The sequence below is a fragment of the Proteus columbae genome (assembly GCF_009914335.1).
In the GTDB taxonomy this organism is placed as follows: Bacteria; Pseudomonadota; Gammaproteobacteria; order Enterobacterales; family Enterobacteriaceae; genus Proteus.
This window is the reverse complement of record NZ_CP043925.1, coordinates 952,973-977,422: the sequence shown is the minus strand read 5'-3', so window position 1 is coordinate 977,422 and position 24,450 is coordinate 952,973. Positions and strand designations below refer to the sequence as shown.

Genomic DNA, 24,450 nt, shown 5'->3' with positions numbered 1-24,450 from the left:
TTAGCTTCGCTTCTACAGAAAGAAGAAAATAAAAAAGAGTGATGTAAATATATACACCACTCTTTTTTTATTTTTATATCTTACTTAAAGAATTCTATTTTTATTAAGCAATTCTTCTCTTGCTGCATCTTTTGCCATACGTTTTTTACGTGCATCACAAGGTTCGGGGCAATCACACTCTTTTTCTATGCCCATAGCACCTAAACCGCCACAGCTACCTTGAAGGCTTTTACGTTTTACAATATAGCCTAACGCCATACCAAAGAAAGCAATCAAGAATAAGATGAAGGCAAATAGAAATATTTTTAACATAACCTTCTCTCCTTAAATTCTACTTTTTCAAGAACGGGGCGAATGCTTTACTATAACGCTCTTCAAACCCATTTTCAGTTTTCACTATCATAAAGACAGGAATATTTAGCTCGTTTGCTACTGCTAACCCTTTTTCAGGTCCTAAAACATTCAATCCTGTCGAAAGACCATCTGCGCTCATACAAGTTGGCACAATCACAGTAATAGAAACAAGGTTATGTTTAATAGGATGACCTGTGGTTGGGTCAATAGTATGAGAAAAACGGACACCATTCTCTTCAAAATAGTTACGATAATCACCAGAAGTGGCTATTGAGTTATCACCTGGTTCAATAATTAACTGAACACTCTGTTTTGTGCCGTCATTTGCTGGTTTTTCAATCGCTATACGCCAAAGCTTGTCATTACCATTCACGCCTTGGGTTCTTACTTCACCACCAATATCAACCATATAGTTAGTAATATTCTGTGAAATTAAATATTCAGCCACAGCATCAACGCCATAGCCTTTAGCAATCGAAGAGAGATCGACATAAAGCTCAGGGATCTTCTTAATTAATGTATTACCTTCAACAGCAAGGTAATCAATTCCAATCCACTGTTTACGTTTTTCTAATTCATCTTCAGAAGGTTGATGCGTAAATCGGCCTTCTGGGCCAAATCCCCATAAATTAACTAACGGTCCAACGGTCACATCTAAAGCACCATCTGTTATTTTATTAATACGGATAGCTTCACTGACTACTTTAGCTGTCGCGGGTGAAACAGGAAATGGGGTATTAATTTCACGACTTTGATTGAAACGACTGAGTTCAGAATGAGGACGATATGTTGACATTTGATCGTTAACTTCTTCAAGGATACGATCAATCTCTGTTTGTAAGACGTTTTGTGGAGGTGAATTACTGTCAGGAACATATTTAATCGAGTAATAAGTTCCCATGGTTTCACCTTCTAATACCTGCTGCTTTTCACCACATGCAGATAATAGAACTAATGCAGACAGCATCACTATCCAATTTATCATCTTTCTTTTTAACATAACTCTCTCTTCTGATCATGAGCGCCCACATAAGTGGGCGCTTGTCATTTCATTCATTTATGCTTTATCGGAAGTTAGGATCAACCCCCAAAGTCATCCAGCATAATGTTTTCATCTTCAACGCCTAAATCTTTGAGCATTTTAATAACTGCTGCATTCATCACTGGCGGTCCACACATATAGAATTCACAGTCTTCTGGTGCTGGATGATTTTTGAGGTAGTTTTCAAATAACACATTGTGAATAAATCCAGTATAGCCAGTCCAATTATCTTCAGGCAATGCATCTGAAAGCGCGACATTCCATGTGAAGTTTTCGTTCTCTCTCGCGAGCATGTCGAAATCTTCTGTGTAGAACATCTCACGAACAGAACGCGCACCATACCAGAAGCTAATTTTACGTTTAGAATGTAAGCGTTTTAATTGATCAAAAATGTGTGAGCGCATTGGTGCCATACCTGCACCACCACCAATAAAGATCATTTCAGCATCAGTTTTCTTAGCAAAGAATTCGCCAAATGGCCCTGAAATCGTCACCTTATCACCCGGTTTTAATGACCAAATATATGATGACATAATTCCTGGTGGCACATCAGGATTACGTGGCGGAGGTGTTGCAATACGCACGTTTAACATGATGATGCCATGCTCTTCTGGGTAGTTCGCCATTGAATAAGCACGTACAGTAGTTTCTTTAACATCAGAAACATAACGGAACAAATTAAATTTATCCCAATCTTCACGATACTCTTCTGGTACATCAAAATCTTCATAACGTACCGTATGAGGAGGACATTCGATTTGAATAAATCCACCTGCACGGAAAGGTACAACCTCACCTTCAGGGATTTTTAACACTAATTCTTTAATGAAAGTGGCTTTATTATCATTTGAGATAACTTCACATTCCCACTTTTTAACACCAAAGATTTCTTCCGGTAATTCTAATTTCAGGTTGTTTTTTACGTTTACCTGACACGCTAAACGACAACCTTCTTTAGCTTCACGCTTATTAATATGTGAAAGTTCTGTCGGTAAAATATCACCGCCACCTTCCAGTACTTTAACGCGGCACTGACCACAAGAGCCACCGCCACCGCAAGCTGATGAAATAAAAATACCTTCGTTTGATAGTACGTTAAGTAATTTATCACCTGCTGGTGCATCAAAACTTTTGTCTGGGTCTCCATTGACCTCAACTGAAATATCCCCTGTATTGACCAGTTTTGATTTTGCGAACAAAATCAACGCTGTTAATACCAATACAATCAGGGTAAACATCACGACACCTAGAATAATTATATCCATGAGTTCTTCTCACCCTTTATAGCTGAACACCAGAGAAGGACATGAAACCTAATGCCATCAACCCTGTGGTGACAAAAGTAACGCCTAACCCTTTCATACCTGCCGGTACATCCGCGTACTTCATTTTCTCACGGATAGAAGCCAGTAATACGATGGCTAACATCCAACCAATCCCAGAGCCGAAACCATAAACAATAGATTCACTAAAGTTATAGTCACGTTGTGCCATAAATGACACACCACCGAAAATGGCGCAGTTAACGGTAATAAGTGGCAAGAAGATCCCTAGTGCGTTATACAGCGCAGGGAAATAACGGTCTAAAATCATTTCTAGGATTTGTACCAGTGCCGCAATCACACCAATGAAAGTGATAAAGTTTAAGAAACTTAAATCAACACCTTCCATTAATGCATTATCACGTAACACATAGTTGTAAACCAAGTTATTCAACGGTACAGAAAGACCTAGAACAACGGTAACAGCGATACCTAATCCAAAAGCTGTTTTTACGTTTTTAGAAACGGCGAGGAATGTACACATCCCTAAGAAGAATGCGAGCGCCATATTCTCAATAAAAACAGCACGAACAAACAGGCTTATATAATGTTCCATGGCGATTAGTCCTCTTCAACCTGTGCAGGTTTTAATGTACGTAATCCCCAAATTAGCAAGCCAATAATAAAGAACGCACTTGGTGCTAACAGGAATAAACCGTTTGGCTGATACCAGCCACCATTTTGGACAGACTCCATCACTGTAATGCCGAATAATTTACCAGAACCAAAAAGTTCACGTAAAAAACCAACAAGGATCAAGATAACGCCGTATCCTAAGCCGTTACCAATACCATCCATAAAGCTTTCAACAGGAGGTGCTTTCATCGCATAAGCTTCAGCACGTCCCATTACAATACAGTTAGTAATGATAAGACCAACGAAAACAGAAAGTTGCTTAGAAATTTCATACGCATAAGCTTGTAGTATTTGGTCAACAACGATAACTAATGAAGCAATAATCGCCATTTGAACAATAATACGAACACTACTTGGTATGTAATTACGAATGAGTGAAATAAAGAAGCTTGAAAATGCAGTAACCAAAGTTACCGCAATTGTCATCACTAATGCAGTTTCAAGTTTTGTTGTTACAGCCAATGCAGAACACACACCTAATACCTGTAAGGCAATCGGGTTGTTATCTAACAATGGCCCAAGTAAAACTCGTTTAATTTCTTTTGTATCAGCCATTGATCTCTCCTTCACGAACTTTTTTCAGGAATGGGCCGAAACCTTTTTCACCTAACCAGAAATCGAACATATGCTGGATACCATTTGAGGTCAGTGTCGCGCCAGAAAGTCCATCAATACCATAAGGGCTATCAGTTGTACCACTACGTACTATCTTAATTGCAGGAGTACCTTGTTCGTTAATTAAGCGCTTACCCTTCCATTGTGCTTTCCATTGTGGATTGTCTACTTCACCACCTAAGCCCGGTGTTTCACCATGAGCATAATAGGTAATGCCTTTAGAAGTCACACCATCAATATCAACCGCAACGAAAGCATACATCACAGACCATAAGCCAGAACCATAAACAGGTAGAACAACTTCTGTGGTTTTGCCTTGTTCATCAAGCACAAAGTAGACTTCTGCTGTATTAGCACGACGGCGAATTTTGGCGATATCTTCTTGTGGCGATAATGCAATTGAAGTGTCATCACTGCGTAAAGCCGCACTTAAATCAAAACTGCCTTTACTATCAGTCAGTTCACCTGTCTGGAAATTAACAATTTTTGCTTTAATACGAGTGTCATACACCTTCAGTACATCTGTCGCACTCATTTTAGGTACGAGCAGACCCGCAACATCAAGAATATTACGTTGTTTATCAAGAAGTTTTTGTTCTTCTTGTTTAGACTTCAGTCCAACAGCGGCTCCTGCTACTACCACGGAACACACAAGACATAGAATAAATACAACGAGGAACGTTCTTGCGACGCTATCTTTGTTTTTCTCTTTAGCCACGAGCTTGTCTCCGCTTAATATTCGCCTGAACAACCACGTAATCAAACAGTGGTGCAAATAAGTTTGCGAATAAGATTGCCAGCATCATACCTTCTGGGTAAGCCGGATTGACGACACGAATAAGCACAGCCATTACGCCAATCAAAATACCGTAAGCCCATTTACCTTTATCGGTAAACGATGCGGATACTGGGTCTGTTGCCATAAACATCATACCGAAAGCAAAACCACCTAATACTAAGTGCCAGTGCCAAGGCATAGAGAAGAGAGGATTAGTATCTGAACCGATAAAATTAAACAGGTATGACATTGCAATCATGCCCACCATTACCCCAGCAACAATACGCCATGAAGCAATGCGAGCAAAAAGAATGACAGCTCCGCCGATTAAAATCATCAGTGTAGAAACTTCACCGATCGACCCTGGAATATATCCAAGGAAAGCATCCATCCAAGAGATTGGTTGTTGAGTGACGGTATTTAATAATGCACTTTCACCCGATACAGACCATTGCGATAATGGTGTTGCACCAGAGAAGCCATCAGCCGCAGTCCAAACCAGATCACCTGAGATTTGAGCAGGATAGGCAAAAAATAGGAATGCACGACCTGCTAATGCAGGGTTTAAGAAGTTACGCCCTGTACCACCAAAGATTTCTTTCGCGATAACAACACCAAACGTAATACCTAATGCAGCCTGCCAAAGTGGTAATGTTGGCGGTACGATCAAGGCAAATAAGATTGATGTAACAAAGAAGCCTTCGTTAATCTCATGGCCACGAATAAAGGCAAAAAGAACTTCCCAAAATCCACCAACCGCAAAAACAACAAGATAAATAGGTAAAAAGTAAGTTGCACCAAGTAGCATCTTACTTGCCCATCCAGCATCTGTTGTTAATGATGCGCCGAGAAATTCAGCGAGGCGATAGTGCCAATCTGAAGCAATAATTTGCTGTAATTCAGCACCACTATATAACTGATTAAGTGCTGGGATCGCTTGATGACCGACGTTATACATTCCCCAAAACATTGCTGGGAAAACAGCCAACCAAACTAAGATCATCATGCGTTTTAGGTCAATAGTGTCACGAACATGCCCACCATTACGCGTGACAGTACCAGGCGTATAAAATACCGTGGTAACGGCTTCATAAAGTACGTACCATTTTGCTAATTTGCCACCGGGCTCAAAATGGTGCTCTACTTTTTCAAATAAATTTTTCAAACCCATGAGTTACCCTTCCTGCTCAATTTTGGTCAATACTTGGCGCAGTGCTGGGCCATACTCATATTTGCTTGGGCAAACATAAGTACATAATCCCAAATCTTCTTCATCCAATTCCAAACAACCTAATGCTTGAGAACTGTCAGTATCACCTACAACTAAATCACGTAATAAATGCGTTGCCATAATGTCTAACGGCATCACACGCTCATAGTTACCAATTGGTACCATTGAACGTTCGCCACCATTCATTGTAGTTGTAAATGCAAAGCGTTTATTTTTTAAGAAGTGACCGATAGTTGTACGAGTGATAGAAAATTTATCGCTACCCGGCATACCCCAACCAAATAACTCTTTATCACGACCTTCACGTAATACAGAAACTTGGTTATGGAAACGACCTAAATAGTGATGAGCCTCATCAGATTTCCATCCCCATAATACAGAGCCAGAAATAATGCGGTTTTCACCATCAACTAATTGATCTTTAGTTAACTCATAGAGATCAGCCCCTAAACGAGTACGCACTAAACGAGGTGCTTTTACTTGAGGGCCAGCTAATGCAACAACACGCTCTGTATATAAAGAACCTGTTGTAAACAAATAACCAATAGCAATGACATCTTGGTAATTTAAATGCCAAACCATTTTCTTAGCACTCACAGGTTCTAAGAAATGGATATGCGTACCAACTAATCCTGCTGGATGTGGGCCTGCAAATTGGTTATAGCTAATTTGTCCATCATTTAATTTTGTAGGTGATTTTTCACCATGACAAACATAGACTTTGCCTTCGGTTAAACGAGTTAAAACAACAAGACCATCATTAAATGCCTTCTCATTTTGCTCAATAATAACCATAGGATCTGCTGCAAGTGGATTTGTATCCATTGCAGAGACAAAAATGGCGACAGGTGTTGTGCCTAAACGCGGAGTACGGCTATAAGGACGAGTCCTTAATGTAGTCCACATTCCCGAATTAACGAGGTTAGTTTCAACTTGTTCGCGGGTCAGGTCTGAGAGCGTTGAGCTATCATAGCGGTTAAAGGTGATTTCTTCGTCGCCATCAATTTCGATAACGATAGATTGGAACACACGACGCTCGCCGCGGTTAATTGCAACGACTTTACCACAAGCTGGGCTGGTGAAAATAACACCGGCATTCTTTTTATCTTCAAAAAGAATTTGCCCTTTTTTTACATGCTCACCTTCCGAAACCATCATAGAAGGACGCATACCGACATATTCTTCACCTAGCAATGCTACGCGTCGAATCGCGGGTCCGTCTTCTATCACTTGGGCAGGTGCTCCTGCAATTGGGAGGTCGAGTCCTTTTTTAATTTTAATCATAAGATTTGCACAAGTTTATCAGTTAAACCCTAAGCTACAAATTCACCCCGAAAATGTAGCGACTCTGTAATAAAAACATCTTAAGGTGTTTTTGAACCCTAAGTTATTTATCTCCGATAATTGTTAACTATTTCTCTTATTCTGCCGAACTGAATTTTATCATCTCAGCCTAAACCTGTCTGACTATTCGAGTGATTTAGCTCAAGCAAATGGGAATATTATTTTGACTGAAACGTTAATAACTCGTATAAACCGAATTAAAATATCATCTTTTTCGACGAGCGCTTAAATTTTATACAGAATATTTTGTAAAAGAAAAGAAACCATATCAGATTTTAATTTACAAATTTATTGCTTCATAGCAATCTACGATCTACTTTATCAACAAATTTTAAGCTATTTTTCTGATAAAACCATGACCAGTCACGCAAAACAACTAATCAGTTTTTTAACATTAATGTTAATTTCTTTATTTGTTAACGCTGAAAATAATTCAAGTTTTCTAATGAAACCTGTTAAAAAAAGTACAGATCAGCCTATCTATATTCAGATTTTCAAAGAAGAAAGCTTACTTGAACTTTATACGGAAAAATTAGATGGACAATTAGAAAAAGTACGTACTTACCCCATTTGTAGCTATTCTGGTGGCCTTGGACCTAAAAAGTTTCAAGGTGATTTAAAAAGCCCAGAGGGTTTTTATCAGGTTAATTTCTCACAATTAAATCCGAACAGTCGATTTTACCGAGCTATCAACCTAGGATTTCCTAATCAATATGATAAATCAAAAGGATACACTGGCGATTTTTTAATGATCCACGGGGCTTGTAAGTCGGTTGGTTGCTATGCAATGACAGATTCTGTGATGGATGAAATTTATCAGTATGCTGAATTGGCGCTACAAGGTGGTCAATCTACGATTAATATTCATATTTTTCCATTTAAAATGACCACTGAAAATATGAAGAAACATCAGTATTCAAAAGATATGGATTTCTGGCAACAGCTTATGCCAGCCTACCAATATGTTGAAGAACGCAAACAAATCCCATCTGTTACCGTTCAAAATGGGCGTTATTTCGTTAATAGCACTTTGACTTCATCTAATAGTGTAAACCCCGTCCTTAACTTATCGCAAAATAGTGAAAGCAAATGGTTACAGGATACGCACACCACGATCAAATAAGACAAACTCACCAGCGGGAATACGCTGCCAAGATTCATTTCCAGTCAATGGTAATGTTGAAATAACAGAAACCACATCATCTGATTGTGTGTGTTGTTGGAAATCGATCTCTACATCTTGATCAAGTAATTTGGCTTTGCCGAAAGGTGCTTTACGCGTGATCCAATGTAAATTAGTTGAACAATATGCCATTACAAATCGACCATCTGACAACAGCATATTAAAAACCCCTTTTTGCTTTAATTGAGAGGCTAAAACGGCGATAAAGCGAAATACAGCAGGCCAATTCACAGGGGTTCTTTTATAACGATTTTCGAGCTGATTTAAGATCCAGCAAAAAGCTTTTTCACTATCCGTCTGTCCTATGGCTCTAAAACGCCCCGTATCAAGAGATTGATAACCTTTTAGTTGACCATTATGTGCATAAGTCCAGTTTTTTCCCCATAATTCACGGGTAAAAGGATGGGTATTTTCTAAAGAGACATTACCTCGATTCGCTTGACGAATATGAGCGATCACAGCCTCTGATTTAATTGGATATTCTTGAACAAAGCGAGCGACTGGTGAAATTGCGCTAGCTTGAGGATCTTTAAATGTACGACATCCCAATCCTTCGTAGAAAGTAATTCCCCAACCATCTTTATGAGGTCCTGTCTTACCACCTCTTGGAATTAATCCACTTAGACTGAAATTAATATCTGTCGGTACATTTGCACTCATGCCTAACAACTCACACATCGCTCACTCCTTCTTGCCGATGTTTCTTGCTAGTTTATAGCAATATCAACAAATTATTTTTCCATTTCTTTTTCAATTAATTGGATCAGAATATGGATAACTTTAATATGAATTTCTTGAATACGATCAGCGTAACCGAAATGAGGTACACGAATTTCAATATCTGCTGTACCGTCCATTTTTCCGCCATCTTTACCCGTTAGCGTAATGACTTTCATGCCTTTCTCACGCGCAGCACTAATTGCTTTGATGATATTGCCTGAATTGCCTGAGGTTGAAATACCCAGCAGAACGTCACCTTCTTTACCCACAGCTTCAACATAGCGAGAAAAGATATATTCATAGCCAAAATCATTACTTACACATGAGATATGGCTTACATCTGAAATAGCAATGGCAGGATAACCAGGGCGATTTTCACGATAGCGTCCAGTTAATTCTTCTGCAAAATGCATTGCATCACAATGAGAGCCACCATTACCGCAAGATAATACTTTACCGCCTGCTTTAAAAGAATCTGCTAATAACACCGCAGCTTTTTGGATAGCTTCAATATTTCCGTCATCTTGAAGAAAGCGAGATAGCGTATCTGCTGCTTCTGTTAATTCACCACGGATAAGATCTTGGTACATAGGATTTTTACTCCAGAAAGGTAATCGAAATTTTCTGTTTCTCAGTGTAACGGATTAAATGCCATGAAAGAAGATGCCTATTATAGACAAATGCTAACTTCTCTCATTTACGAATAATTTGTGAGCTATATTGTAATTAGAATGTAAATATATTGATAAAAGTTAGTGACTAGATTAGATCTAAATAACAAACAACAGGTCTGACCTCTGATCTCTTGCTAAATACAGGAGTTTATTATGACACTACTCAGTATCGTACTTTTTATCGTTCTTATTGGCTTACTTAGTTATCGCAAATTCAGTATTGCGGTAAGTAGCCTCGCGCTTATTGCTTATACATTAGTAATGGGTGTCGCCAATATTTGGAGTTACTGGTTACTCCTTCCCGTTGCATTGGTTTTATTACCCTTTACTATTCCTTCTATTCGTAGAGCCTATATCTCAGTACCTGCACTTAAAGCATTTCAAAAAGTCATGCCTTCTATGTCTAAAACAGAACAAGAAGCTATTGATGCAGGTACAACATGGTGGGAAGGTGAGTTGTTCCGTGGTGCTCCCGACTGGAAACAACTTCATAATTACCCTAAACCACAGCTAACAGCTGAAGAGCAAGCTTTCCTTGATGGCCCAGTCGAAGAAGTTTGTCGCATGACAAATGACTTTGAAATCACTCATGAATTAGCTGATTTACCTCCTGAAATCTGGCAATACCTTAAAGATAATCGCTTCTTTGCGATGATCATTAAAAAAGAGTACGGCGGGTTAGAGTTTTCAGCCTACGCTCAATCACGCGTATTGCAAAAGCTGTCAGGAGTGTCTGGTATTTTAGCCATCACCGTTGGTGTACCTAACTCTTTAGGTCCTGGTGAGCTACTGCAACACTACGGTACTGATGAACAGAAAAAACGCTATTTACCAGGCTTAGCCAAAGGGGATGAAATTCCTTGTTTCGCCTTAACAAGCCCTGAAGCGGGTTCCGATGCAGGAGCTATTCCTGATAGTGGTGTTGTCTGTATGGGTGAATGGCAAGGCGAGCAAGTACTTGGTCTTCGTTTAACATGGAATAAACGCTATATCACTCTTGCTCCTATCGCGACCGTATTAGGATTAGCATTTAAATTACGCGATCCTGACCATCTATTAAGTAATGACGAAAACCCAGGCATTACCTGCGCGTTAATTCCAACTAATGTCAAAGGCGTTGAAATCGGTCATCGTCATTTCCCATTGAACGTACCATTTATGAATGGACCGACTCGTGGTAAAGATGTTTTTGTTCCTATCGATTACATCATTGGTGGGCCAAAAATGGCAGGTCAAGGTTGGAGAATGCTGGTGGAATGCCTCTCTGTAGGTCGAGGGATTACTCTGCCTTCAAATTCTACTGGTGGATTAAAAAGTGTGGCAATGGCAACTGGTGCTTATTCTCGTATCCGTCGTCAGTTCAAAATTCCAATTGGTAAAATGGAAGGTATTGAAGAGCCATTAGCACGTCTGGCTGGCAACGCCTATCTTTTAGATTCTGCGGCAACCTTAATTACTACGGGCATTATGCTGGGAGAAAAACCCGCCGTATTATCAGCTATCGTCAAATATCATTGTACTCACCGAGCACAACGTGGCGTTATTGATGCAATGGATATCGTGGGTGGTAAAGGGATCAGCCTTGGACCATCAAACTTTGTCGCACGTTCTTATCAAGGCTCTCCGATTGCCATCACTGTTGAAGGTGCCAATATTTTAACTCGTAGCATGATCATTTATGGTCAAGGTGCTATCCGTTGTCATCCTTATGTATTAGATGAAATTGCAGCAGCACGAGACAATAACCTACATGATTTTGACCGCGCTTTATTTGGTCATATTGGCCATGTGGCAAGTAATACCTTACGCAGTTTGTGGTTGGGTATCACTAATGGTCGATTAAGTAATTCTCCTACTAATGATGAAACCCGTCGTTATTATCAACAAATTAACCGCCTAAGTGCCAATATGGCGCTATTGTCTGATGTTTCAATGGGAGTTTTAGGTGGAAGCTTAAAACGTCGTGAGCGTATTTCAGCACGTTTAGGTGACATATTAAGTCATATCTTCCTCGCTTCTGCCGCGCTTAAGCGTTATGAAGATGAAGGTCGCCATACCGCGGATTTACCTCTCGTACATTGGAGCGTAAAAGAGTGCTTATACCAAGCTGAGAATGCAATTGATGAACTGCTACGCAATTTTCCAAGCCGTGTTATCGCAGGCACCATGCGTGCAATTATTTTCCCACTAGGTAAAGCTCAAAAATTACCATCAGATAAATTAGATAGCAAAGTAGCACAACTTATCCAACAACCGTCTGAAACTCGTGATCGCATTGGTAGAGGTCAGTACTTAACACCGAGCGAGCATAATCCACATGGTTTAATGGAAGAAGCACTACTGGATATCTTAGCTGCTGAGCCTATTTTCGACCGCATTTGCCGCCTCTATGAGAAGAAATTTAGCTTTACTCAATTAGATAAATTAGCGGATAAAGCACTGGCTGATAAACGAGTAACTCAAGAAGAAGCCGATATCTTACGTAAAGCAGAACAGAGTCGCTTACGGAGTATCAATGTTGATGAGTTTGACTTTGATGCATTGGCGGTACCTGCAAAAAAGCAGAAAGCTGACAATCTCAAAACAGATAAAGCCGCTTAAAAATATATAGGGGAAGATGTTTCCCTATAAAACACAAACACCTCATCACTAAAATAGTCATGAGGTGTTTTTTATTTTTCAATGAAAGCATATTTAATAAAAAAATGAATTAGAGATCTAATTCCAACGCTAATAACTCTTCTATTGTTTGACGACGACGAATTAATTGGGGAACGCCCTCTGTTATCAACACTTCAGGAATAAGTGGTCGGCTATTATAATTTGATGACATTGAAGCACCATAAGCGCCAGTATCATGAATAACTAAATAATCACCTACCTGTGCTTGAGGTAATAAACGAGGAACAACAGTGCCTCCCTCTTGCTGAGTAAAAACATCTCCAGATTCACACAAAGGACCAGCCACAATCGTCTCTTGTAATTCTGTCATTGGTTTTATTTGACCATGGCTATCTAAAACTGAAATTTGATGATAACTGCCATACATTGCAGGGCGCATTAAATCACTAAATCCAGCATCCACCAGCACATAATGACGACTTCCCATTGATTTAACGGCTCTCACTTGTGAAATCAATACCCCTGACTCAGCCACTAAAAAACGTCCTGGCTCGATTTCTAACTCAACAGAATGTCCTAACTGCTGTGCAATACGCTGACGAGCCTTATCCCATAAAGAAAAATAGTGATCCAAATCGACTATCGCATCACCCTCTTGATAAGGCGTTGACAATCCGCCTCCTGCCGAAATAGCCTGAATATCAACTTGAGAGGTAAGCACTTGCTCTACCATTGCATCACAGACACTAGAAAGGTGTTGATAATCAACACCAGAGCCAATATGCATATGAAAACCAACTAGCGTTAAATTGTATTGTTGGATCACGGCTAACGCTTCAGGCACATCTTCATACCAAATACCATGCTTACTGTTTTCTCCGCCTGTATTGGTTTTTTGGCTATGTCCATGACCAAATCCAGGATTAATTCTTATCCAAACCGCATGCCCTTGATTGCGTTCACCTAATTGACGAAGCATATCAATGGAGCCAGCATTAACAGGAATATCTAATTCAACAACACGCTCAATGGTTCTTTCATCAAGTAAATCAGCCGTAAAGACAATCTCACTTTTTTCTCTACCTCCTTGATAACCCGCAACTAAAGCACGTTCAATCTCTCCTAATGAAACAGAGTCAACTTTAACACCCTGTGCTTTCATTAAACGTAAGATATGAATATTGGAGCAGGCTTTTTGAGCAAAACGAACCACATCAAAAGATTTAAGCTGAGCAATACGCTGAGAAATCGTATCGCCCTGATAAATCCATAATGGCGTTCCATAAGTTTGTGCTAATTGGTATTGAGCCATAGTTATTGATGTTGTCATGTTATCTACTCATAAAAATCACGGGGGGAATAAATTCATTATTTATTAACTTACAAGGGAATAAAAATATCAAATAAGCTACACTCTATTCACTTGTGATATAGGAATAGACAATGAAAGCTCCTTTTAATTGGCGGCATATTGAAATTTTTCATGCAGTGATGACCACTCAGAATCTAACTGAAGCCGCAGAGTTACTGAAAACATCACAACCCACTGTCAGTAGAGAGTTGTCTCGTCTTGAGCATCTATTAGCATTTAAATTATTTGATAGAATAAAAGGTCGTTTACAACCCACAACTGAAGGGTTACGCTTTTTTGAGGAAGTACAGCGTTCTTATTATGGCTTAGATAGAATAATTAACGCCGCTGAAAATATTCGCCATTTTAACCAAGCAGAATTGAATATCACCTGCTTGCCCGCATTTGCTCAGTCATTATTACCTTCAATTTGCCGACAATTTCTAGATACATATCCTGATGTCAACTTAACCATTGTTCCGCAAGAATCGCCTTTATTAGAAGAATGGTTGTCGGCTCAACATTATGATTTAGGGTTAACTGAACACACTCAAACGCCAGCAGGAACGCAACAAGAAACGCTACTCACACTCAATGAAGTTGCAGTTTTGCCAAAATCACACCCATTGTGTAAAAAGCCATTGTTAAATCCTGCTGATTTTCAAAGCCAGCGTTTTATTAGCTTGTCTGCCAATGATAGCTACCGACAATTGATTGATACCGTTTTTATTAAAGATGGAATTACACGACAGCTAGTGATGGAAACGCAAAGTGCTGCCTCTATTTGTGCCATGGTGAGTGAAAATATCGGCATTTCAATTGTTAACCCGATTACCGCACTTGATTACTTAGATAAGTCTATTTGTCTTCGTCCTTTAAGCTTTTCTATCCCCTTTACCATCAGCTTAATTACTCCATCACATCGCCCATCATCACAACTTGTTTCCTATTTTATTGATGTGATGAAAGAAACATTATCAGATTACCCTAAGCAACTAACCCAAGCTTTTACCCGATAAAGCAAGCCAGTAAGGTGATGATGAAAACCACTCAACTAAGAAATCCAACAATACTCTGACAGCTGCGGGCATATTTTGCCGACTCGCTAAAACTGCATAAATCCCCATCGGCAAAGCTTGATAGTTAGCCAAAACTTGTTCTAATTCACCGCTTTCAAGATAAGGTTTGGCTGAATAATAAGGTTGTAGCGATATGCCGACTCCTTTTAACGTAGCTTGCAATAAAACAACTGATTCATTTGCACTTAAATTACCGCCAACAGGGACTGAATAACGTTCATCACCTAAATTAAATTCCCACAAGCTACGACCAAAAAATCGGTAAGTTAAACATTGATGCTGAGCAAGCTCATCTGGCGTTTGAGGTATACCTTTTTTTGCTAAGTAATCTTTATGAGCACACACCACTGAAAGACATGTCGCTAACGAGCGTGCGATTAAATTAGGCTCAAGGTGATTCGTAATACGCAATGCAATATCAATTCGTTCTTCTACCAAATTCACGGTTTGATTGGTAATTTGTAAATCAACCGCAATTAAAGGATAACGTTGCATAAACTCGCATATCGCCACTGACAAAATACTATTTGCTAATGATTGTGAACTGGTAATACGAACAAGCCCGCTGATTTGATGACGTTCTTTCGGAATATTGGCAGGAATACGTTCAGCCATTTCTAATAGCTGTAAACTCTGTTCATATACCATTTCACCTACTGATGTTAGGCTTTGTTTGCGTGTCGTTCTATGCAATAAACGCACCCCAGCCCACTCTTCCATTTCATTTAAATAACGCGTCACCATAGCTCTAGACATACCTAGATAATCAGCAGCTTTTATCATGCTTCCCTGCTTCACAATGGTTACAAACACTTCTGATGATTTTATTTTATCCATTTTATTTGCTCGATTTACGCAACAATTAATTACCTAAAATAGGGTTTTTCTCTTGTTTTATGCAACATATTATAGTCAGCAACAACATTATGGAGAAAACAAAAGATGAAAAAATTACTTCCTTTAACACTTGCAACTACCGCATTCTTCGCAACATCAGCGCTAGCAACTGATTTAACATTAGATATTTATAACCCAGAAGAAGCGAGTGTTTTTCCTGTCTCTTCTGAAATTATTTATGGCGATAAAGATGCCGTATTAATTGATGCACAATTTCAAAAAAATGATGCACAAGCGCTGGTTGATAAAATAAAAGCCTCTGGAAAAAACCTGACTTATATCTATATCAGCCACTCTGATCCTGATTTTTATTTTGGGTTAGATGTCATTACTAATGCATTTCCAAATGCCAAAGTGATTGCAACCGCACCCACAATTAAAGCCATTAATGAAACACAAGCAGGAAAACTTGCCTACTGGGGGCCTGTGCTTAAAGAAAATGCCCCTCAGAAAATTATCATTCCTGAAGTACTAAAAGGTGATAGTTTTTCTTTAGAAGGTGAAACCATTTCAGTCAAAGGCTTAGACGGACAATCTCCAGATAGAACATACCTGTATGTTCCAAAACTTAATGCAGTAATGGGTGGTGTTTTAGTTTCTGAAAATATTCATGTTTGGTTGGCTGATACTCAAACCGTGGCAGAACGCCAACATTGGGTTAGTGCATTGCAGCAAATAAAATCACTATCCCCAAAAACCGTTATTCCTGGTCACTATTTACCAAAAGCAACATATGACCTACAAGCTGTTGACTTCACAATGAATTACCTAATTGAAGCTGAGAAAAATCTTGAAAAGACAAAAAATTCAGATGAATTTATTGCAGCAATGGAAAAAAATCATCAGAATTTAGCAGATAAATCAAGCCTAGAGCTTAGTGCAAAAGTACTAAAAGGAGAGATGCAGTGGCCTCAGTAGCAAGCAATACAGGTAATACCCTAGGTACTAAAATATTGCACTATGTTTATGATCCTCTTTGTGGTTGGTGCTACGGCATTGCCCCTTTGATTGAAGCAGTAAGCAATGCATTTCCACATTCCATTAAGCTACATGGTGGTGGATTGTTTACACCCGCAAGAGTAGTAACGGGAGGTCAATCATGGAAAGAGCATGTCACGCCAATTGATGACCGTATTAGTCAATTATCTGGCCAAGTTTTTAGTCATGCGTATCGTGATTGCCTTGGTAATACGGAGATGGTATTAAATTCACTGCTACCTATTTCAGCTATTCTTGTTGCCGAAAAAATGGGAAACCGTGATGTTTATTTACTAAAAGCATTACAAGAGGCCTATTATCTTGATGGTTTAAATATCAGTGACAAAGACACACTGCTATTTATTGTGAAAAAACTTGGCTTTGATGTTGAACAATTTGCATCCTTATTATCTGACATCAGCAATAACCAAGTTCAGCAACATTTAAACCAAACACAACAATTAATGCACCAAGTTAATGGTCGTGGTTTTCCGACTTTATTTATTGAAGATAACCAAGGTTATCGCCTGATATCGATTGAAAAATATTTAGGTGATACAAAACGTTGGCAGCAATTTATAAAAGAAAATCTATAATCTTCTTTTCAGTGTGCTGATTAATTTCCGCACACTGTCTTCTTTATTTCGATTTTTACTATTTTATTTTTTGTTATAAATGCCTAACCAGAACAGATTGAAATCAACTAATTAAAGGAATTATAAGACGAAAAATAAAAACCTAATATCATTAATGTTGAAAATGAAAGACAAGAGCCAAATGCTACTTTTTTTAAAAACTCTTTCGTTGTGAGCAATACTCCGCAATACACACTTAATCCCAACAAAGAGCCGAGTAATAAAATATAAGGTAATTTTTCAAATCCACACCATGCACCTATCGCACTAAATAGTTTCACATCACCAAAACCTAAAACACATTTTTGATAGATCAAATATCCCCATAAATAGATGCCATAAAAAAGCCCTGCACCACCTAAAAAACCATAAAAAGCATGATCAAAAGGTACTAGTCCAAAGGTTGTGTAATTGCACGATAGCCCTAAAAATATTAGCCAATAAGTCAATGTATTAGGCAAAAGAAAATAATCAGCATCAAAGAAAGAGAGCATTAATAAATAAAAACTTAATACAGAAAGTATTATCAATAAAGAAAGCGAATAAATTGAAAAAAACCAATATAAACAAATAATGATATAACTTATAGCAAGTTGTTTACGACGGGTTTTAGGTAACAAAAATAATAGTAAAAAAGGCAGACAAAACTTAATAAAAACAAGAAACTCATTCAAAAAAAAGAGTAAAGGTGTTTTTATAAAACAACAACGGCTTAATGGCATAAATATCTACTCCTTAGATACCTCGTTATCTCTGTTAAACGACTGTATAAGAGTCCCCATTTAATACCGAGAATTTTCTTTATAATAACAATGAAAACATGAAATTTTGCGACAAAACACGCAATAAGATCCGCGCTATAATAACGATAAAAGCAAAGTGATAACTTGCATGCCATAATGTCATGCGTATGATGCATATCACATATTTTATTTATCACGGTTAACCATCTTTTACGTAAGGGTTTCACGTTATGCGTATTCCTCGCATTTATCATCCAGAACCACTCACAGCAGGTACTCAAACAGCATTAGATGAAGAAGCATCTAATCATGTTGGGCGTGTATTAAGAATGTCTACTGGGCAAAAACTGGCACTGTTTGATGGTTCAAATCAGGTATTTGATGCTGAAATTATCGAAAGCACAAAGAAGTCAGTCACTGTGCAAATTAATGATGGCATTGTTGATGATAAAGAATCCCCTCTCGACCTCCATTTAGGGCAAGTGCTTTCACGAGGCGAGAAAATGGAGTTTACTATTCAAAAATCAGTTGAGTTAGGTGTTAATACGATCACTCCACTGATCTCCGAACGCTGTGGTGTTAAACTTGACCCTAGCCGTTTAGAGAAAAAGCATCAGCAATGGCAAAAAATTATTATCTCGGCATGTGAGCAATGTGGCAGAAATCGCATTCCACAATTAATGCCAGTGATGTCATTAGAAGAATGGTGTGCTCAAGATGATAGTAGTTTAAAACTCAATTTACATCCTAGGGCTAACCAAAGTATTAATACCTTACCCTTACCGGTTAAAAAAGTGCGCTTATTGATTGGCCCTGAGGGTGGACTTTCTCCTGAAGAAATCGCCATGACAGCAGAGCACCATTTTACTGATATTTTATTAGGTCCTCGTGTATTAAGAACTGAAACAACAGCACTCACCGCAATCACCGCTTTGCAGGTTCGGTTCGGCGATCTGGGATAAAGGAGAAGTAATGATTAAATTAGGTATTGTGATGGACCCAATTTCATCCATCAAAATCAAAAAAGACACCAGCTTTGCCATGCTATTAGAAGCGCAACGTCGTGGCTGGGAAATTCATTATATGGAGATGAACGATCTTTACCTACACCAAGGTGAAGCACGCGCTCACACTCGTTTACTCAGCGTAGAAGAGAACCCAAAAAAATGGTTTGAATTTGGCCAAGAGCAGGATATTGCTTTAGGTGAATTAGATACTATTTTAATGCGTAAAGATCCGCCTTTTGATACCGAATTTATCTACGCAACCTATATTTTAGAACGCGCTGAAGATATGGGAACACTGATAGTCAATAAGCCACAAAGCTTACGTGACTGTAATGAAAAACTCTTTACTGCATGGTTCCCGACATTAACACCCGACACATTAGTCACTCGTGAAGCTAAGCATTTACGTGCTTTCCATGAAAAACACGGTGATGTTATTTTCAAGCCACTAGATGGTATGGGTGGTGCATCAATCTTCCGCTTGAAAAAAGATGATCCAAACGTAGGTGTTATTATTGAAACATTGACAGAACATGGTCATCGTTTCTGTATGGCACAAAATTTCCTACCTGAAATCGTTAACGGCGACAAACGTATCCTTGTTGTTGATGGCGAACCAGTGCCTTATTGCTTAGCTCGAATTCCTGCAAAAGGCGAAACACGAGGTAACTTAGCTGCTGGTGGTCGTGGAGAAGCTCGTCCATTAACAGAAAGTGATTGGGCAATTGCGCGTCAAGTTGCACCTATTCTTAAACAAAAAGGTCTTATTTTTGTCGGACTAGATGTTATTGGCGATCGTTTGACTGAGATTAACGTTACAAGCCCAACCTGTGCCCGTGAAATTGAAGCAGCTTATCCTGATATTTCTATTACAGGCATGTTAATGGATGCTATTGAAGTACGCTTAAACAAGAAAAACTAACTTTTAGACACAGAGATTAATGGGTTTAAAAGTATGAACCTAGCCCCCACATATTAATCAATAAGCGGTATACATTAAGAAATACAATGTATAAAAGGGCTAGGTTTTTTTAATAAAAATGATCAGGGAACAGTACTACTATTATGAATTTACTTAACCATTTTCTTATTGCTATGCCTTCATTAAGCGATCCGTTATTTGAACGCTCGGTCGTCTATGTTTGCGAACATAATGAAAACGGTGCGATGGGCTTAATTATTAATAAACCTATCGAAGATATCTCTGTGGAAGGTGTATTAGATCAATTGGAAATTTTTTCGACTGATAGAGACGAAGCAATTAGCTTACAAAAACCTGTGATGTCAGGAGGCCCAGTTGCAGAAGAACATGGTTTTATCTTGCATACTCCAGTTTCAGGTTTTAGTTCTAGCATCAAAATTAGTGACAGCACAATGATCACAACTTCCAAAGATGTATTAGAAACCCTAGGTACAGCAAGGCAACCAGAAAAAACATTAGTCTCTCTAGGTTATTCCAGTTGGGAACAAGGCCAATTAGAGAAAGAGATTTTAGAAAATAGCTGGCTAACAGTTGAAGCCTCACCTCAAATTATTTTTGATACCCCTATTGCTGAACGTTGGCATAAAGCCGCTGAATTAATTGGGATTAATATCCACACCATTTCACCAATAGCGGGTCACGCATAATGTCAAACAGAACGGTAATGGGCTTTGATTTCGGCACTAAAAGCATTGGTGCCGCTATTGGTCAAGAAATTACAGGAACCGCTAGACCTTTAGCCTCATTTAAAGCAAAAGATGGTATTCCTGATTGGACTCAAATCGAAAAAATCATAAAAGAGTGGCAACCTGATTTAGTGGTTGTCGGCTTACCTCTTAATATGGATGGCACCGAACAGTTAGTCACAACTCAAGCTAAAAAGTTTGCTAATCGCCTTCATGGTCGATTTGGTGTACAAATTGCGTTGCATGATGAACGCCTTAGCACCGTAGAAGCTCGCGCTCATCTTTTTGAACGTGGTGGTTACCGCTCCTTAGATAAAGGCAGTGTAGATGCAGCATCTGCCGTTATTATTCTTGAAAGCTGGTTTGAACAGCAACCCTAAAAAAATAGGTTTCACTTCGTGATCCCCACCTATTTTTACTTATAAGTTATCATTCAGCTTGAATTAAACCTTCATGTTGGCGTTGCTGCCGACTTAACATGAAGGTTTGCATACCGTATTCACAGCCTGTTTGCATTAATGTTGTCACTTGGTGGTATTTTCCTTCTCTTATAAGATGTGAAATACCCTGCGTAACCTGCATTATTTCAAATAACGCCACACGCCCACCTTCAGTTGAAGGCACTAACTCTTGTGAAATTATCGCCCTTAAACTGCACGCTAATTGTGATGAAATCCATTGCCGCTCATTACCTGTAAATACATTAGTTACGCGCTCAAGCGTTTGTGCCGCCCCTTGAGTATGCAATGTTGCCAGCACCAAATGCCCTGTTTCTGCTGCCGTTAATGCCAACTGAATACTTTGTGCATCTCTTAACTCACCCAACATAATGACATCTGGATCTTGGCGTAGAGCACTCTTTATTGCATTTGCAGTATGTTGAACATCTCGCCCTATTTCCCTTTGCTGTACAATGCTTTGCTTATTGCCATGTATAAATTCAATAGGATCTTCTAATGTCAAAATATGCTGACGTTGATATTGGTTTAAATGGTTGATCATTGCGGCTAATGTCGATGATTTTCCACTTCCTGTTGCGCCAGTCACTAAAATAAGTCCATGAGAATAATTATCTAATAATGTTGAAACCGATTTGGGTACTCGAAGTTTATCTAAAGAAGGAATTTGTGTTTCAATTATTCTTAATACTGCTGAGACACCTTTTTGTTGGCGAAATAAATTAATACGAAGTCGTTGCCCACAAGACAGTGTAAGTGCCGTATCAACCTGCCCTTCATGCTCAAAAGTTTGCTTTTGAGCATCACTCAAAAAAGGCTTGAGCCACGTTAGTAGACTATCGGAAGTGATAGGTTTACATTGATTTTGTTGATAAAGTATTCCATTGATCCGCAATCGAGGTACATCACCACAACAAAGGTGCAGATCCGAAGCGTTATGCTTTACACTATATGCAATTAAATTTTCCATTTTCATCTTATTATCTCCTGAGTTGCCATGAATACTATTAAACAGAATCTCGTCAATGTCAGGTCTCACATTGACACAGCAGCGCAGAAATGCGGCCGTTCTTCAGAAGAAATAACACTACTTGCAGTGAGTAAAACCAAACCTGTGAGTGACATCGAAAAAGCAATAGCATGTGGACAAACTGAATTTGGTGAGAACTATGTCCAAGAAGGTGTTGATAAAATCCATTATTTTGCTAATAACCACACTTTAGTGTGGCACTTTATCGGCCCTTTACAGTCAAATAAAACACGCCTTGTTGCTGAGAATTTCGATTGGTGCCATACCATTGATAGATTAAAAATCGCTCAAAGATTAAGTGACCAACGTCCTGATTCATTGCCACCATTGAATGTACTTATTCAAATAAATATCAGTGATGAAAATAGTAAATCAGGTATTAATCTGAGTGAGCTTGATGGGTTAGCAGCACAAATTTCTATTCTTTCAGGCATTAAATTACGTGGATTAATGGCTATTCCAGCACCTGAAAGCAAGTATGACAAACAAGTTGAAGTGCTAGAAAAAATGCATCTCGCATTTAAGCAATTACAATCTCAATATCCCAATATAGATACGTTATCTATGGGAATGACGAGTGATATGGAAGCAGCTATTGCTTGTGGTTCAACACTCGTTCGTATTGGTACAGCAATTTTTGGCGCAAGAGATTACGCGACTAAGTAGAAATAGAGGTTTATATGGAACATCGTAACATCGCTTTTATTGGCGCTGGAAATATGGCTCAGGCCATTATTGCAGGATTGGTTCAAGGTGGATATCCAGCACATAAGATAACCGTCAGCTCACCTTCTGCCGTTCGCCGTGAACCTTTAGAAAAAGAGTTCGGCATTCATAGTACTAATGACAATATTGATGCCGTTCAAAAAGCGGATGTTATTGTGCTGGCAGTAAAACCACAAATGATGGAAGAAGTTTGTAAGCCCTTACAAAATATCGATATGAGCAAAAAGTTAGTCCTTACTATCGCTGCTGGCATCCCTGCTACACGTTATAACGACTATTTTGCAACCCAATTACAGCTTGTTCGCATTATGCCAAATACTCCAGCACTGGTAGGTAAAGGCTTAAGTGGTATGTTTGCGCACAATTCACTTTCATCTCAAGATAAACAGTTTGCCGACGAATTAATGAAAAGTGTCGGAACAACTGTTTGGGTAGAGCAAGAATCTGCCATCAATGATATTATCGCCGTTGCTGGTAGTGCACCCGCTTATTTCTTCTTGTTTATGGAATCAATGCAACAAGAAGCTGAACGTTTGGGTTTTTCTCCTGAAGTAGCAAGAGCTATTGTGCAACAAGCCGCAAGTGGTTCTACCGCCTTAGCTGAGAAACAACATATGTTGCCTTTCTCAACTTTACGTGAGCAAGTAACATCAAAAGGTGGAACGACAGCGGCTGCACTTATGCAGTTTTATGAAGGGAAATTACCTGAAAACGTCGCTTCTGCCATGCAAGCTGCGATTAAACGTGCGCAAGAAATGGAAAAACAATTTTAATTTCATCAGGGCCAACTAATGAATTTTTTAAATTTCGTCATTCTGACTCTTCTTCAACTCTACACATCCGTACTTCTATTACGTGTTTGGATGCAATGTGTTAGAGCTGATTTTTATAATCCTTTTTCACAATTTATCGTCAAGATCACACAGCCAATTGTTCGTCCATTAAGAAGTTTTATTCCTTCTATTGGCCCTATTGATACCGCGTCAGTCTTATTAGCCTATATACTCATTCTGCTTGGTATTATTATTCCATCTTACTTGTCAGGGACATCAATTCCTTTCGCTTTAATGTTCCCTTTTGCCTTTATTGAACTGCTCACAGCAGCAGGTAAGATGATTTTCTGGTTGATTATTATCCGAGCAATCCTTAGCTGGGTAAGCCAAGGTCGTAATCCAATTGATCACCTTTTATTTCAATTAACAGAACCTTTAATGGCACCAATTCGTCGTGTAATTCCGGCAATGGGTGGCTTAGATTTCTCTGCAATGATTGTGATTCTGGTACTTTATGCCTTGAATTATCTGCGTGTAGACGTTTTACAATGGCTACTTAGCGTAACGCTTTACTAAGGATAACA

The 24,450-nt window shown here is 38.9% G+C and carries 26 protein-coding genes; 12 read left to right on the top strand and 14 right to left on the bottom strand.

Annotation, left to right across the window (positions count from 1 at the left end; all coding sequences use genetic code 11):
- Positions 1-84: 84 nt before the first annotated feature.
- From nqrM to F1325_RS04485, 8 genes are all read right to left on the bottom strand, one after another.
- Positions 85-312, bottom strand: a complete 228-nt coding sequence (gene nqrM / locus F1325_RS04520) for a (Na+)-NQR maturation NqrM (protein WP_023580998.1) — start codon at positions 310-312, stop codon at positions 85-87.
- Positions 313-331: 19 nt separating this feature from the next.
- The gene (locus F1325_RS04515; RefSeq protein WP_109373920.1) at positions 332-1,354 is read right to left on the bottom strand and encodes an FAD:protein FMN transferase; all 1,023 of its coding nucleotides are present in this window, start codon (positions 1,352-1,354) and stop codon (positions 332-334) included.
- An 80-nt stretch (positions 1,355-1,434) separates the two neighbouring features.
- On the bottom strand, positions 1,435-2,661 hold the full coding sequence (gene nqrF, locus F1325_RS04510; protein ID WP_109373919.1) for an NADH:ubiquinone reductase (Na(+)-transporting) subunit F: 1,227 nt from the start codon (positions 2,659-2,661) through the stop codon (positions 1,435-1,437).
- A 16-nt stretch (positions 2,662-2,677) separates the two neighbouring features.
- A complete protein-coding gene (nqrE, locus tag F1325_RS04505) occupies positions 2,678-3,274 on the bottom strand; it encodes an NADH:ubiquinone reductase (Na(+)-transporting) subunit E (protein ID WP_006534792.1) in 597 nt (198 codons plus the stop codon).
- A 5-nt stretch (positions 3,275-3,279) separates the two neighbouring features.
- Positions 3,280-3,909 (bottom strand): NADH:ubiquinone reductase (Na(+)-transporting) subunit D, encoded by a 630-nt coding sequence (locus F1325_RS04500; RefSeq protein WP_088493503.1) that lies wholly within the window; start codon positions 3,907-3,909, stop codon positions 3,280-3,282.
- On the bottom strand, positions 3,902-4,687 hold the full coding sequence (locus tag F1325_RS04495; RefSeq protein WP_109373918.1) for a Na(+)-translocating NADH-quinone reductase subunit C: 786 nt from the start codon (positions 4,685-4,687) through the stop codon (positions 3,902-3,904). The genes F1325_RS04500 and F1325_RS04495 overlap by 8 nt, the downstream gene beginning before the upstream one ends.
- Entirely contained in the window at positions 4,680-5,918 is a 1,239-nt protein-coding gene (locus F1325_RS04490) for an NADH:ubiquinone reductase (Na(+)-transporting) subunit B (RefSeq protein ID WP_023581003.1), read from the bottom strand. The genes F1325_RS04495 and F1325_RS04490 overlap by 8 nt, the downstream gene beginning before the upstream one ends.
- A 3-nt stretch (positions 5,919-5,921) precedes the next feature.
- Positions 5,922-7,262, bottom strand: a complete 1,341-nt coding sequence (locus F1325_RS04485) for a Na(+)-translocating NADH-quinone reductase subunit A (RefSeq protein ID WP_109373917.1) — start codon at positions 7,260-7,262, stop codon at positions 5,922-5,924.
- A 415-nt stretch (positions 7,263-7,677) separates the two neighbouring features.
- Here F1325_RS04485 and F1325_RS04480 point away from each other — a divergent pair, with 415 nt between their 5' ends.
- Positions 7,678-8,445 (top strand): L,D-transpeptidase family protein, encoded by a 768-nt coding sequence (locus tag F1325_RS04480; RefSeq protein ID WP_160230046.1) that lies wholly within the window; start codon positions 7,678-7,680, stop codon positions 8,443-8,445.
- On the opposite strand, the gene F1325_RS04475 is transcribed toward F1325_RS04480, so the two are convergent.
- Both F1325_RS04475 and lpcA read right to left on the bottom strand, forming a co-directional pair.
- Positions 8,416-9,183: a class II glutamine amidotransferase gene (locus F1325_RS04475; RefSeq protein ID WP_100158656.1), complete on the bottom strand. Its 768-nt coding sequence runs from the start codon at positions 9,181-9,183 to the stop codon at positions 8,416-8,418. The genes F1325_RS04480 and F1325_RS04475 overlap by 30 nt on opposite strands.
- A 53-nt stretch (positions 9,184-9,236) precedes the next feature.
- Entirely contained in the window at positions 9,237-9,815 is a 579-nt protein-coding gene (lpcA, locus tag F1325_RS04470) for a D-sedoheptulose 7-phosphate isomerase (protein WP_109373914.1), read from the bottom strand.
- A 237-nt stretch (positions 9,816-10,052) separates the two neighbouring features.
- Here lpcA and fadE point away from each other — a divergent pair, with 237 nt between their 5' ends.
- Positions 10,053-12,500: an acyl-CoA dehydrogenase FadE gene (gene fadE, locus F1325_RS04465; protein WP_109373913.1), complete on the top strand. Its 2,448-nt coding sequence runs from the start codon at positions 10,053-10,055 to the stop codon at positions 12,498-12,500.
- A gap of 109 nt (positions 12,501-12,609) precedes the next feature.
- Here the strand turns inward: fadE and lysA are convergent, their stop codons facing one another.
- A complete protein-coding gene (gene lysA, locus F1325_RS04460; RefSeq protein ID WP_109373912.1) occupies positions 12,610-13,851 on the bottom strand; it encodes a diaminopimelate decarboxylase in 1,242 nt (413 codons plus the stop codon).
- Positions 13,852-13,964: 113 nt separating this feature from the next.
- Here lysA and F1325_RS04455 point away from each other — a divergent pair, with 113 nt between their 5' ends.
- Positions 13,965-14,891, top strand: coding sequence for a LysR family transcriptional regulator (locus F1325_RS04455; protein WP_109373911.1), 927 nt, complete (start codon positions 13,965-13,967; stop codon positions 14,889-14,891).
- On the opposite strand, the gene F1325_RS04450 is transcribed toward F1325_RS04455, so the two are convergent.
- On the bottom strand, positions 14,868-15,788 hold the full coding sequence (locus F1325_RS04450; RefSeq protein WP_109373910.1) for a LysR family transcriptional regulator: 921 nt from the start codon (positions 15,786-15,788) through the stop codon (positions 14,868-14,870). The genes F1325_RS04455 and F1325_RS04450 overlap by 24 nt on opposite strands.
- Positions 15,789-15,893: 105 nt before the next feature.
- Here F1325_RS04450 and F1325_RS04445 point away from each other — a divergent pair, with 105 nt between their 5' ends.
- On the top strand, positions 15,894-16,766 hold the full coding sequence (locus tag F1325_RS04445; protein WP_109373909.1) for an MBL fold metallo-hydrolase: 873 nt from the start codon (positions 15,894-15,896) through the stop codon (positions 16,764-16,766).
- Positions 16,754-17,422, top strand: coding sequence for a DsbA family protein (locus tag F1325_RS04440; RefSeq protein WP_160230045.1), 669 nt, complete (start codon positions 16,754-16,756; stop codon positions 17,420-17,422). Before F1325_RS04445 ends, F1325_RS04440 begins: the two co-directional genes overlap by 13 nt.
- Before the next feature lie 107 nt (positions 17,423-17,529).
- Here F1325_RS04440 and F1325_RS04435 read toward each other — a convergent pair whose 3' ends face one another.
- Positions 17,530-18,183, bottom strand: coding sequence for a prepilin peptidase (locus F1325_RS04435; RefSeq protein WP_109373907.1), 654 nt, complete (start codon positions 18,181-18,183; stop codon positions 17,530-17,532).
- A gap of 251 nt (positions 18,184-18,434) precedes the next feature.
- On the opposite strand from F1325_RS04435, the gene rsmE reads away from it, so the two are divergent.
- From rsmE to ruvX, 4 genes are all read left to right on the top strand, one after another.
- A complete protein-coding gene (gene rsmE / locus F1325_RS04430; RefSeq protein ID WP_109373906.1) occupies positions 18,435-19,166 on the top strand; it encodes a 16S rRNA (uracil(1498)-N(3))-methyltransferase in 732 nt (243 codons plus the stop codon).
- 10 nt (positions 19,167-19,176) lie between these two features.
- Positions 19,177-20,133, top strand: a complete 957-nt coding sequence (gene gshB / locus F1325_RS04425; protein ID WP_160230044.1) for a glutathione synthase — start codon at positions 19,177-19,179, stop codon at positions 20,131-20,133.
- Positions 20,134-20,276: 143 nt separating this feature from the next.
- Complete coding sequence (locus F1325_RS04420) at positions 20,277-20,840, top strand: YqgE/AlgH family protein (protein ID WP_023581015.1); 564 nt, start codon at positions 20,277-20,279, stop codon at positions 20,838-20,840.
- Positions 20,840-21,259 (top strand): Holliday junction resolvase RuvX, encoded by a 420-nt coding sequence (gene ruvX, locus F1325_RS04415; protein WP_109373904.1) that lies wholly within the window; start codon positions 20,840-20,842, stop codon positions 21,257-21,259. The genes F1325_RS04420 and ruvX overlap by 1 nt, the downstream gene beginning before the upstream one ends.
- A 49-nt stretch (positions 21,260-21,308) precedes the next feature.
- On the opposite strand, the gene F1325_RS04410 is transcribed toward ruvX, so the two are convergent.
- Positions 21,309-22,313 carry a type IV pilus twitching motility protein PilT gene (locus F1325_RS04410; RefSeq protein ID WP_109373903.1) on the bottom strand — a complete coding sequence of 335 codons (1,005 nt, stop codon included), beginning with the start codon at positions 22,311-22,313 and terminating at the stop codon, positions 21,309-21,311.
- Between the two features lie 21 nt (positions 22,314-22,334).
- Between F1325_RS04410 and F1325_RS04405 the strand changes: the two genes are divergently transcribed.
- Genes F1325_RS04405 through F1325_RS04395 form a run of 3 tightly spaced genes read left to right on the top strand, consistent with a single transcriptional unit; the run spans position 22,335 to position 24,442 of the window.
- Entirely contained in the window at positions 22,335-23,033 is a 699-nt protein-coding gene (locus tag F1325_RS04405) for a YggS family pyridoxal phosphate-dependent enzyme (RefSeq protein WP_160230043.1), read from the top strand.
- Between the two features lie 14 nt (positions 23,034-23,047).
- On the top strand, positions 23,048-23,866 hold the full coding sequence (proC, locus tag F1325_RS04400; protein WP_109373901.1) for a pyrroline-5-carboxylate reductase: 819 nt from the start codon (positions 23,048-23,050) through the stop codon (positions 23,864-23,866).
- A gap of 18 nt (positions 23,867-23,884) precedes the next feature.
- Positions 23,885-24,442, top strand: coding sequence for a YggT family protein (locus F1325_RS04395; protein ID WP_109373900.1), 558 nt, complete (start codon positions 23,885-23,887; stop codon positions 24,440-24,442).
- The last annotated feature ends 8 nt before the right edge of the window (positions 24,443-24,450 follow it).